Source organism: Fontivita pretiosa, assembly GCF_050410795.1.
In the GTDB taxonomy this organism is placed as follows: Bacteria; Planctomycetota; Phycisphaerae; order Tepidisphaerales; family Tepidisphaeraceae; genus Fontivita; species Fontivita pretiosa.
In genome coordinates, this window is record NZ_CP191258.1 from 3,353,970 (window position 1) to 3,366,471 (window position 12,502).

At 64.5% G+C, this 12,502-nt stretch carries 7 protein-coding genes; 5 read left to right on the plus strand and 2 right to left on the minus strand.

Features of this window, described 5'->3' with window-relative positions:
• Window positions 1–8: 8 nt before the first annotated feature.
• Window positions 9–2,405, minus strand: a complete 2,397-nt coding sequence (locus tag ACQS5P_RS13600; RefSeq protein WP_428937162.1) for a hypothetical protein — start codon at window positions 2,403–2,405, stop codon at window positions 9–11.
• Window positions 2,402–4,876: an NBR1-Ig-like domain-containing protein gene (locus ACQS5P_RS13605; protein ID WP_428937163.1), complete on the minus strand. Its 2,475-nt coding sequence runs from the start codon at window positions 4,874–4,876 to the stop codon at window positions 2,402–2,404. The genes ACQS5P_RS13600 and ACQS5P_RS13605 overlap by 4 nt, the downstream gene beginning before the upstream one ends.
• A 269-nt stretch (window positions 4,877–5,145) precedes the next feature.
• Between ACQS5P_RS13605 and ACQS5P_RS13610 the strand changes: the two genes are divergently transcribed.
• From ACQS5P_RS13610 to ACQS5P_RS13630, 5 genes are all read left to right on the plus strand, one after another.
• Window positions 5,146–6,201 (plus strand): HpcH/HpaI aldolase family protein, encoded by a 1,056-nt coding sequence (locus ACQS5P_RS13610; protein ID WP_428937164.1) that lies wholly within the window; start codon window positions 5,146–5,148, stop codon window positions 6,199–6,201.
• Entirely contained in the window at window positions 6,198–7,448 is a 1,251-nt protein-coding gene (larA, locus tag ACQS5P_RS13615) for a nickel-dependent lactate racemase (protein ID WP_428937165.1), read from the plus strand. Before ACQS5P_RS13610 ends, larA begins: the two co-directional genes overlap by 4 nt.
• Before the next feature lie 29 nt (window positions 7,449–7,477).
• Entirely contained in the window at window positions 7,478–8,926 is a 1,449-nt protein-coding gene (locus ACQS5P_RS13620; protein ID WP_428937166.1) for an NAD-dependent succinate-semialdehyde dehydrogenase, read from the plus strand.
• A 95-nt stretch (window positions 8,927–9,021) separates the two neighbouring features.
• On the plus strand, window positions 9,022–11,472 hold the full coding sequence (locus ACQS5P_RS13625) for a hypothetical protein (protein ID WP_428937167.1): 2,451 nt from the start codon (window positions 9,022–9,024) through the stop codon (window positions 11,470–11,472).
• Between the two features lie 153 nt (window positions 11,473–11,625).
• Window positions 11,626–12,492 carry a calcium-binding protein gene (locus ACQS5P_RS13630; RefSeq protein ID WP_428937168.1) on the plus strand — a complete coding sequence of 289 codons (867 nt, stop codon included), beginning with the start codon at window positions 11,626–11,628 and terminating at the stop codon, window positions 12,490–12,492.
• Window positions 12,493–12,502 lie beyond the last annotated feature (10 nt).

Below are 12,502 nucleotides of genomic sequence, written 5' to 3' on the forward strand. Positions count from 1 at the left end.
TCATTCCTTCATCGGCGACGTGCTCGCCGGGATAGCAGCATACCGGCGCAGGCCACGCTCAACACGCACGCCGGCTCGGGGACACCCACCGCCGGCAGACCCAGCCTCGCCAGTGCCGCGGCAAACGCCCCGGCCTGCGACGCCGGCCAGTTGCCCGCCAGCAGACGCAGATCCGACACCGTCACCGCACCGTCATAGTCAAAATCCCCCTCCGCCCACAACTGACCCGCAGGCTGCTGCCAGTGCAACGCCAACGCCTCAAGGTCCGCAAAGTCCACCACGTCGTTCAGGTCCGCATCCCCCGCCCAGGCGTATCGCACCAGCACCTGATCCGCACCCGCCGACGCATACCCCGGACGATGATGCTCATCGCCCAGGCTGCTTCGGATCCGCCCGGCCAGCAGGTGCTGGCGAACCTGGCTCACATCCGTCGCGCCGATCACCACGCCCCCGTCGCCCAGGTCCAGCCTCGCATCATCGCCCAGCCACAGCTCCGCGATCCGCGCCTGGCCGCTGCCCAGCATCAGCGACGATCCGTCCAGAATCCGCAGGATCGACTCATACACCACGCTGCCGCCGCCCGACTGGCTCAGGCTTTTTCCCGCCAGCACCGTCACGGGGTCTGAAAGCTTCAGCGTCGCGCCGCTGGCCACGTCCAGGATCGTGTTGCTGGCCACGGTCAGCGGCAGGTTGATCTTGTGCGTGCCCTTGAGGACCTGCACCAGCGCCGAGGATCCGCCTGATGCCTGCATGGTCAGCGAGCCGCTGCCGCCCAGCACGTAGCTGTTGGTGTTGTCGAACCGCAGCGTCCCCAGCGTGATCGGCGTGTCGGTGTAGACGGTGCGTGGCGCGGCGAGTGTCCAGAGGAGGTTGGCTTCGGCGCCGACGGCGTTGGGCGCCCCGCCGCCGGCCCAGTTGCTGCCGGTCTGCCAGTTTCCGCCGGCCTCGTTGATCCATTCGTGAAGGGGCGCGGTGTTGGTATAGAGGAGGTCATCGAAGTAGACGGTGACGGCATGTCCATCGGGCGAGAGGGAGAAGATTCCGAAGCGATCGAAGGTGGCGCCGGCGGCGCGGTCGCCTTCGGGCAGGTCGAACCGTTTGGTGACGCCGTCGAGGGTGACGAGCATGGATCCGCGTCCGCCGGCGCCGCCGGGGTTGTATTGGATCGTGAACTGGCGAACCTGATCGTCGGGATAGATCAGCGGCCCGTTGCCGGAGTCGCGCTTCTGGGCGGTGCTATTGGCGTAGATGGGGCGGAAGTACCATCCAACGGCGCTGGGGCCTTCGATGGCGACGCCCATGAAGTTGGCGACGTCGGCGATGGCGGGATTGGACGTGTCGATGGTGTTCTCGATCGAGTGCTTGTTGAACCACCCGAAGTACATTCCGCCGTCGGAAGAGCCGCGCCGCATGACGACCTTCCCCGAGGCGATCATCGGCGTGTCCAGGGACAGCCCGCTGACCGGAGCGGCGTAGTAGGGCTCCTGATGAGCCACGGCGCGCCAGACCAGGCCGCCAATCTCGCCCGGACTTGCTCCGCCTGCGTAATTCGTGTTGCTGTACCCGAAGTTGTAGGCATTGCGCTGTTCTGGATCCGGGAAGCTCGTGCGATTGCCGAGTTGCTCCCAGCCGGTGTTGGAGGTGTTGAAGTTCTGGGAGACACCGTTGTAAGTGATGTCATCGAGATACAGCCGGATCTGCCCCGCGGGCGCTTGAAGATTGAACAGCCCGAAGCGATTGAAGCTTGCGCCGCTGGCGCGGAGTTCGGGCGTGAGCGGCAGCACGGCCGGGGGCTTGTTATCGAGCGTGAAGGTGATGGTGCCGTTTCCGGCGGGGTTGTACGACAGCGACCAGGTGTGCGTGCTGCCGTCGAAGGGGACAGTCAGGGGCGTGGGAAGGTTGCCGGCATTCAAACCCTGAGCCTGCCAGGTTTGGCTGGTGACATCGATGTGAACGTTGGCGAATGGTCCGCGTCCGTCGAGGCGGAAGACCAGAGCGTTCCACGGTCGCCAGCCCTGTCGCAGCGAGTTGAACCATCCGAAGAACGCGCCACCGGTGTTGTTCTGCACGGGCATCGCGAGGCGTCCGCTGGCGGTCAGGACGCTGTCGAAGGTCTGGGTGGCGATGGGAACGGCGTAGTAGGCGGGCGTGAGGGAGCGTGAGACCAGCCCGCCAAGCTCGCCGCTGCCCCCGCCGGCGTTGCTCGTCGGGCTGAAGCCGAAATCCTGAGTCACGATCGGAGGGTTGGCCGGGACGGTGCGATTGAGCCGGCCTTCCCAACCGGGGTCGGTGTCGAAGGTGGCGGTGGTGGTGCCGGCGCAGGTGATAGAAGCCGCGCAGAACACGGCGCAGGTCCCGTAAGCGGTGGCACCAAACGAGCCCAGGAAGCGTCGCCTGCTGTTCATCGATCCCTCCTTACGGGTGCGCAGATGAAGGTACCACGGGCACGCAACTGCCGACCTCGAATCAACAGACCCAATCCAAGCGTGCTGAGAACCACAGCGGCGACCGGCTCGGGCAACGCAACGGCAGGCAGCCCAAGTTCAGCCAGCGCGCTGTAGAACGCATCGCCGCTGCCGCGCCAATTGCCTGCCAGCAACGTCAGGTCCGCCGGGCCGACCAGCCCATCGTAGTCGAAGTCTCCGCCGCTCCAGACGGCATTGGGGGATTGCCAATGGGCCGCCAGCATTTGCAGGTCGGCAAAGTCAACCAGCCCGCTCAGATCCGCATCGCCCGCCCAAGCCAGACCCACGATCGTCTGCTCATTCAAGTCGCTGGCGGCGTAGGCGAGCCTGTGCCGCTCATCGCTGAGGCTGCTGGTGATGCGGCCCTGCTCCAGACAGGTTCGGATGCGTTCCGCAGCCATGTCGAAGGTGGCGATGCTGTCGTTCAAATCGAGCCGCGCGTCCGTCGCCAACGACAGGCGGTGAATGTGAAGCCTGCCCGGCCCTGAGAGGCTGAGCTGCGCCGATTCGAGCACCCGGACGACGGACTCGAAGCTGACGATTCCGCTGCCGCTTTGGCTGAGGGTCCTGCCCGGCAGGATGATGACCGGATCGGAAATCTTCAGTGCCGTGTCGGTGGCGACGCTGAGGGTTGTATTGCTGGCGATGGTCAGGGGCAGATTGACTTTGTGCTCGCCGCGGGTCACTTCGACCAGCGCCGGCGTGCCGCCGGGGGTCTGGAGAGTGAGCGAGCCGCTGCCGGCGATGACATAGGTGCTGGGATTGTCCAGCCTCAGGGTGCCCAGCACAATCGGGGCGTCGGTGTAGACGGTGCGCGGCGGGCCGGGCAGACCTGCGATCACCGCCTCGGCGCCGACGGCGTTGGGGATGCCGTTGTACCAGTTGGCCGAATCGTTCCAGTCGCCGCCGAGCGATTTCCAGTCGGATGACGGGTTGTTGGTGACGGTGATGGTCTGCTGGAGCACTTGTCCGAACCAGGTGACGTGCTCCTGAAGCATGCCCCAGTGGGTTTGATATGTTCCCAAGGTCTGGGGCGCGGTGATCTGGATGTCGAAGGTCACTGGCCGACCGCGGAAGATACCGCCATAGAACGGAATCTCGTTGGTGGTATCGTCCAGGAGATAACGCCCCGGGCCGAACATCGTTTCGCCGGGGAGGAACTCCTGCTGCCCGAACTTGTAGTTCTGAGCGGCAGTCCAACTGAAGTCGCCCTGGTTGCGGACGATCACCTGTACGGTGCGGGTTTCGCCGGGGCGCATCTTGATGGGCAGGTTATCCCACAGGATTCGGGCGTCGCGATCGGGGACATCGTTGAAGCGTCTGGCGCCATCGGCGGTGGTTTTGATGTACTCGAACGGGTCGTTGGTGGCGGACCAGACATCGGTGTTGGTGTTGCCGCTGCCGGGAGCGATGTAGGGCGGCCCGGGGTTGGCGGCGTAGATCCCGGAGCCTTCGTCGTATTCGTTCCAGCTTTCGATGTAGACCCGGCGAAGCGTGCCGCGCGCCGCCACAGCCTGCTCCCAAGCCGTGCGATAGTGCACCCCGCCGTCGCGCTTGAGTTGATCGCCGGGGTTACGGATGTTCTGATCCCAGTACCCGGCCTTGAGCTGCGCCGATCGCAGGTTGTTGTACGTGACGTCGCGATAGTACTGGTTGATTTCGAACAGCGGCACCTTTTCGTCGGCGAAGGCGAGCGTCGGCGGGTTCAGTGCCGTCGTGACCATGTTGATGCCGTTGTTGAACATCGGGTGCTTGTTGCCGAAGGCGGCGGCCAGGCGGCTGGTCAGATCATTGCGCGTCAGTGAGCCGATGTTGTCCAGGTTGGCAAAGACATGCCAGGTAACCAGGTGTGGCTTGCCGTCGATGCTGGCGATGTAGCTGTCAGCGTGTTTGTCGGTGTTGACGCTGTAGTACTGGTTGTAGAAGCGGATATACTGATCAGCAAACGCTTGCTTGCCGGCGGCGGTGGCGACGTCGATCCGTGAATCAAACCACGTGAGCGGCGGGTCCAGAAACGGCGCGACCTTCGGCACGTCGTACCCCTGCGCCCGCAACTGCCCCAATGCGTTAAACAGATTCACCCGCTTCTGCTCGTGTACGTGATTGAAAAGATGGACGTATAGCACGTCGATGTTGGCGGCCATCATCTGCTTGATCTGGCCCTGCCAGAATGTCACGTCGCCGGTCCAGTTCTCGCGGCCTTCGATCGGTCGCCACGGGCCGCTGAGTTGTCCGTCGTTGGCGCCGAACCAGTGGAAGACGCTGGTGCTGACGATACGGTCGGAGCGTTGGAAGGTCCGCCCGGCGGTTCCCAGGTTCGCCACCGCCAGCGTGGGCATCAATAGAGTCCCGATGCCCAGGATGCCACGGCTCAGCAGGCTTGGCAGCATGCCAGTTCGTGACTGGCGCATGTTGCAGGTATTTGAGACGATACGACGGAAAGCGAGCACGTGAAATCCCTCCTGACTGCCGTCGCGACGCGAAGACAACGAGTGCGGGCGGAACCGGCATCGGCGAGCGATCTTCCGGCCCCCGGACTCGTCGGGCCGTCATACCGGCCCATTTTTATCTATTCTATAGGATGAAGTTGTTTTAACCAGCAAAATTATCGATTTCTCGTTGACCTTCTCCGTCGTTGAGATTAAGGTGCAGGGGCTGAAGCGCTGGAGTCAGCAGTACTATGTCAACGTCGTCGGCTAATCCTGTCTCGTCCGCCGCGCGGCTGTCCCCGGTGTTCCGGGAGTTGCCCCTGCCACCGGAGACTTGCTCAGACTCCCAGCGACCTGCACCCCAACCGCGTACGGTTGCCGCGGCCGTCGCAGGCGCAAACGGCAGGCCGGACATCTTCACCGATGACGCCGGTCGGCCGCGCGTGCTGCGCGGCGTGTGCGTCTACAGCGGCGCGCCGCGACTGGCGGAGCTGGCGGCGCGGGTGGGCTTCGAGACCGTCTGGATCGAAATGGAGCATGGGCCGGCGGACTATGCGCTGGTCGAAACGCTGTGCGTGTCGATCGAGGCCGGCGGCGGGATCCCCGCCGTGCGGGTGCCCGATGGCCAGAGACATCACGTGCTGCGGGCGCTGGAGGTCGGCGCGCGCATCGTCATCGTGCCGATGGTCAACACACCCGAGCAGGCGCGACAGGTCGTGGAATTCGGCAAATTCCCGCCACTGGGGTCACGAGGATACAACGTTCGCAGCCGCGGTGTGGAATATGGCCTGGGCGGTCGGCCGCCGGTGCTGTTCGCCCGCGCCGATGAGCGCACCCATCTGTTTGCCCAGATCGAGACCCTGGAAGCCGTCGCCAATCTCGGCGAGATCTGCCGCGTCGAGGGACTCAGCGGTATCTTCATCGGTCCGGGGGACTTGTCGGCCAGTCTCGGTGTGGTGGGCAAACTTGACAGCGAAGCGATGATCCAGGTGGTGCAGGATGCGATCATCGCTGCACGCGGGGCCGGAAAACATGCCGGAATCCTCGTGACGCCCGGGCGGCTGCTGGATGCCGCGCTGGAGGCCGGCGCAGACCTGGTCTACTATGGCGGGGACGTGACCGAGCTCAGCGTCGCGTGGCAGAGCCTGCTCCAGCGTGTTCCGGCGCTGGCGTCGGCAGGGACCGGACCACGGCAGGCCCCGGACGTGCACGATGCCGCGGCCAACGGAGACGCGCAAAGCCCCGCCGCCTCGGCCGCGCTGCCCCAACTGGCCGCGGGTTCGACGCTTCCGAAGGCGGTGCGATGAAGATCGAGATACCCTACGGCAAACAGCGGACCATGCCGCTGGTCGTGCCGGAGTCGATGTCCTGCCAGGTGGTCTACCCCAACGACGTCACAGCCGCCGCCAGCGAAACGGAGGCGATCGTGCAGGCGCTGGCCAATCCGCACGGCGGCAGGTCCCTGGCCCAGTTTCTCGAGGGCTGCGGCAACGCGCTGGTCATCGTCAACGACGCCACGCGCCCCACGCCCACCGCCAGGATGCTCGCCTGCATGATGGATGTTCTTCGCAGGCACAACGTCTACTACATCTCCGCCGTCGGCAGCCACCGCGTACCCACCGAACAGGAACACCGCGTGATGTTCGGCGAGGCATACGAGCAGATCAAAGATCGAATCCTCCTGCACGACTGCCACAACGATGCGGACATGGTCTGGCTCGGCCGGACCAGCCGCGGAACCGACATTCGGTTGAACAAGGCCGTCGCCGCCGCCGATCGCATCGTCATCATCACCTCCGTCGAGCCGCACTATTTCGCGGGGTACACCGGCGGGCGGAAGTCGATCTTCCCCGGACTGGCGGCGTTCGAGTCGATCACCCAGAACCACAAGTGGGCCCTGGATGCGACCAGCGCCACCTTCGCGCTGAAGGGAAACCCGGTGCATGACGACATGGAGGAGATTGTCCAGCGACTGGCCAAGCCGATCTTCACCCTCCAGGCCGTGCTCGATGCCCGTCACAGGATCTGCGCCGCGTACGCCGGCGACTACCAGCAGGCGTTCTACGCGGCCGTCGAAAAGGCCAGACAGGTCTTCGCTGTGCGCATCGGGCAGCGCGCCGACATCGTGGTGACGGTTGCGCCCTATCCCACCGATATCGACCTGTACCAGGCGCAAAAGGCCATGGAAAACGCCAGGCATGCCGTCAAGAAAGGCGGCGTGCTGATCCTCGTGGCCGAGTGCTGGGACGGCATCGGCGGCGAAACGTTCTACAGGCTGCTCAGTTCCTCCACCGATGCCCAGGCCGTCTTCGCTGAAATCCAGCGCGGCTACAAGCTGGGCTACCACAAAGCCGCCAAAATGATCGAACTGATGAACAACTGCACGGTGTTTGCAGTCACCAGCATCCAGCCCGCCAAGCTGGAGAAAATCTTCATCCGGCCATTCGCGACCGTGCAGCAGGCCTTCGACGCTGCCGTCGCGATCAAGGGCCCCGACGCATCGGTCATCGTGTTGATGGACGGGAACCTCACGGTGCCAACGGCCGACGGATAACATCCGAGTGCAATCAGAGGCAACCAACCATGCTTGAGTCGAATCTGCTGAAGAATCACGCCGCTTACATCGCCGGGCGATGGACCGGAGCCGATTCGGGCAAGACCTTCGCCGTGATCGATCCGGCGACCGGTGAGCACCTTGCGGACATGCCGGACCTGGGCCAGGTGGAAACGACGCGCGCCGTCGAGGCCGCCGCAAGCGCCATCGCCGATCCGATTCCCCTGGAACAGCGCCGTCGCTGGCTGAGCGCAATCCATTCGCTGCTGATGGATAACCGCCGCGAAATGGCCCGGGTGATCACGCGCGAGCAGGGCAAGCCGCTGAAGGAATCCGAAGTCGAGGTCGAGTACGCCGCGGGCTTCTTCAGTTTCTACTCCACCCAGCTTGATCACCTTCAGCCCCATACGCTGCCGCAGCGCCCACGCAACATGCGCTGGACGGTGTACCGTCGTCCTGCCGGCGTCGTGGGGCTGATCACCCCGTGGAACTTTCCGCTGGCGATGCTGGCCAAGAAATTCGCGCCAGCGATCGCGGCGGGCTGCGGCGTGGTCGTCAAGCCCGCCGCACAGACCCCGCTTACCGCGGTGGCGCTGTGGCATCTGATCGAGCGTCTGGGCGACGTGCCGCCGGGACTGCTGAATCTGGTCACCGGTCGCCCGCGCCCCATCGCCGCGGTTCTCTGCTCGCACCCGGCGGTGCGACTGATCAGCTTCACCGGCTCGACCGAGGTCGGCAGAGTCCTGATCGAACAGACCGCGCCGTACATCAAGCGGCTGGCCCTGGAGCTGGGGGGCAACGCGCCCTACATCGTCATGGACGACGCCGACGTCAACGCCGCCGCCGACGCTTTGATGGCCAACAAATTCCGCTGCGCCGGCCAGACCTGTGTGTGCGCCAATCGCATCTATGTGCAGCGCGGTATCGAGAAGACGTTTTTGTCGGCCATCTCCGAACGCGTCGCCAGGCTCAGGGTCGGAAACGGCATGGACCCGCAGACCGACATCGGCCCGCTGATCGATCGCGAGGCATACGAAAAAGTTTCGCGTCACGTGCGCGACGCGATCGAGCATGGCGCAAAAAGGCTCGTCGGCGCCGATCCCAGGCCTCTGACCAGCGACTGGGGCGCGTTCTTCCCGCCGACGGTCCTGGCCAACGCCAGCGAACAGATGCTTGTCTCGCGGGAAGAAACCTTCGGGCCAGTCATCGCGGTCGAAACGTTCGACACCGAAGCCGAGGCCATCGCCAGGGCCAATGGCACGCCCTATGGTCTGGCGGCGTATCTGTTCACGCGCGACCTGAATCGCGCTGAAGCAATGATCCAGAAGCTCCAGTTCGGACACGTCGGGCTGAACACGGGAACCGGCCCAACGCCTGAGGCGCCGTTCGGAGGAATGAAGCAGTCCGGCTTCGGCCGCGAGGGAGGTGTCGAGGGTCTGCTGGAATTCTGCGAGTATCAGACGGTCGTTACACCCTGATCGTCGCAGCAGTTGCTGCATGGTCGTGTTCTGCGTCGCGATGTCGTGAGATTTGTCTTCCGCAACCTGGTACGTTTGCAACGGAGGGTATCGTGATGCGCGCGAAGTCGAACCGATCGTTCTCCCGCCTGTCGTTTGCTGCCATGCCCCTGCTGGCTGTGATCCCCCTGGCTGAAAGCCAGGCCATGGGGCAGGGATGGATCAGAACCCAGACTTTCGACACCGACCCCGGCTGGGACGGGCACAACAATCGTGCCCAGTCTCCCGGTCCTGTGCAAATCACCCAGAACTTCGGATTCAGCAACACCAGCAACGCCGGTGGTCCTGCCGGCGAGATCGGAGGCTTTGTCACCCCGGCCGGCGAACCCGCCTGGTATGCCAAAACCATTCCCCTGCGCACTTTCAACGACACGCTTTCGGTCAGCGGCGTCTTGAACGTGCCAGCCAACGGCGGCGGACATACGCTGATCGGCTTTTTCAATTCCAATAACACCAACGAGTGGCGCACGCCCAATTCCGTCAACATTCGCATCTACGGCCGCGGCAGCTACTTCTACGCCTACGCCGATTATGCCACCTCCCGCTGGCGCGCCGGCGGCAACGCGCTCGGCACCGGCGGGGGAATCTTTGAAATCCCCGCCGGAGACATCGATTACAACTTCTCACTCCAGTACAACCCCAACGCCAACAACGGCGGCGGAAGCGTCATCGCTTCGATCTGGAACGCCAGCGTCGGCACCTACTCCGCGGTGACGAACCTCGAACCCGGCCACAAGGCCGACGGCGCGGCCTTCAACCGCTTCGGCATCCTCAACGTCATGAAAAGCGCCGACGGCGGCGGCGACATCTGGCTGGACAACCTCAACATCAACAATGCCGGCACCGAAACCTTCAACTCCAATCCCGGCATCAACTGGACCGGACTGAACAACCGCAACACCTACCTCACCTACAACGTTCGCCCCAGGTTTGACTTCGGCTACAGCCCCGGCACCAACTTCGCCGGTGGAAGTGCCCCGGGTGAAATCGGCGGGCAGACCTTCCGCGGCGATTCTCGCACTCAGTTCGCCGGAACACGGATGGCCTACTACGGCGACCGACTCCAGGAAACACTCAATCTCAACAAACCGCTGCGCGCCTCGGGCAAAGTCGCGTTTCGACGCGGCGTCTCCGACAGCACCACCCTCATCGGTTTCTTCCACTCCACCGGCAGCATCCGCGACAGCGATGCCCAGGCGTCGGCAGTTCCCGAAAACTTCGTCGGAGCATCCATCGAGGGTCCCAGCCGCGAAGGCTTCTTCTTCTACCCGACCTATGGCACCGACGCCGAGGCCACCAGCGCCACCCGCGTCGCCCCGCCTTACATCTATCCCGACGGAACCTCGCACGATTTCAGCATCGAGTACTATCCGCTGGCCAATGGCTCCGGGCGGCTGATCGTCACTCTCGACGGCCAGCCCAATGTGCTCACCGTCAGCGCCGCACACCGGCAGATCGGCGCCCAGTTCGACCGCTTCGGGCTGGTCACCACCCACATCGACGGCAATGGACAGACCGTCTACTTCGACGACCTGACCTACTCCGTCGCCACCGGACCTGCACAATGGCTCACTGACAGCGGCGATTACAATCATCCCGCCAACTGGAGCGCCGCCGTCCCCAATGGCGTCGGCGCCGAGGCCAATTTCCTCGGTGTGATTCTCGATGCACGCACCGTCTACACCGACACGCCGATCACGCTGGGGACGCTGCGGTTCGACAACACCAACAGCTACGTGCTGGGCGGCAGCGGCTCGCTGACCATGCAGGCATCAGGCGGATCCTCGGCGCTGGTGCAGGTCCTCAAGGGCACGCACAAGATCAACCTGCCGCTGACCGTGGCCAGCAACACGATCCTGGACGTGGCCAGCGGCGCGACGCTGAAGCTTTCAGACCCCGTGACGGTGCTGGCGGGAAAAAGCCTGAGCCAGTCGGGCGGCGGCAGCGTGGTGTATGAGTCGATCCTGCGGATTCTGGACGGATCGTCGCTGATGCTGGGCAGCGGCCAGGCGCGGATCGCGGAGCTGTGGCTGGGCGATGATGCGAGGCTGGACCTGGGCGACGGGGGCGTGGTGATCGGCGCGACGGATGTGAGCCAGGTTCGCCAGCACCTGCTGGCCGGGCGGATCCGAAGCAGCCTGGGCGATGAGCATCATCGTCCGGGGTATGCGTCGGCGGGTGCGGATCAGGTGCTGGTGCGATACGCCTGGGCGGGGGATGCGGACCTGAACGACGTGGTGGACTTTGCGGACCTTGAGGCGTTGGCGTTGCACTGGCAGCAGCCTGCGGGTCAGTTGTGGGCGGAGGGGGATTTTGACTATGACGGTGCGGTGACGGTGTCGGATCTGCGTCTGCTGGCGGGCAACTGGCCGGCGTCGCAGGCCGGGGCGTTTGCCGCGGCACTGGCGAGGCTGGGTCTGCCGGCGGTGGGTGTCCCCGAGCCGGCGTGCGTGTTGAGCGTGGCCTGCGCCGGTATGCTGCTATCCCGGCGAGCACGTCGCCGATGAATCCAAATCGAGCAAACTGCTACTGATTGCTGCTTTTCTCCTCGGCACCGGGCCTTATGGCTAGGAAGTGAGAATCTATTTGACATGGCGGCGAACCACGGTGTGCCGGCCGGCTTATGATTAGTTTGGATCCGGTTGGATTGGAGCGCTGTCATGGTGTTGCTCGAAGCGATGGAAGTGCGTCGTCTGCTTTCGGCAAGCGTGGAAGGCACGCGGCTGGTGATCACGGGGACCGATGGAGATGACAGCATCGCCATCGGCAAGAGCGGCGAAGCGGCGTCGGCGCGATACGTGGTGAGGGACAACAGCCGGGCGACGGCGTTCGAGACTGAGGGTATCCGAGCGATCGTAGTCAGCACGCTGGCGGGCAACGACCTGGTGCGCAGCGAGTCGGACGTGTTGATTCCGATCGTGATCCGCGGCGGAGATGGAGATGATCAGCTTAGCGGGGGAGGCGGCGACGACCGCATCGACGGCGGGCGCGGACGCGATGTGCTTCGAGGCGGGTGGGGCGATGACGTGCTCTCGGGCAACGTCGGTGCCGACCTGCTCAGCGGCGGGCCGGGCATCGATTCGGCAAGCTACAGCTACAGCCGTGCGGGGGTCCGGGTGACGCTGGACAGCCGCGCCGACGACGGAGCGCCGCGCGAAAACGATCGGGTCCTGATCGACGTCGAAAACCTCATCGGCAGCCGGTACAACGACACGCTGATTGGCTCGGCTCAGGCGAATCAGATCGACGGGGGAATGGGCGACGATCTGATTGACGGGGGCGGCGGGTCGGACAGCCTGTACGGACAGGCCGGGCGTGACACGCTGCGCGGGGGCGCGGGAGACCTGGACTGGCTGCACGGAGGCGAGGGAGACGATCAACTCATTGCGGGGGCGGGCCTGGACAGTCTGTTCGGCCAGGCCGGAGATGATGTGTTGATCGGGGACGGCGATGGCGACCGGCTGTTTGGCGGCGAAGGGGAAGATACCTACCACCGCCGGGGATTTGATCGCATCTACGACTGGTGAGGGGTGGCGA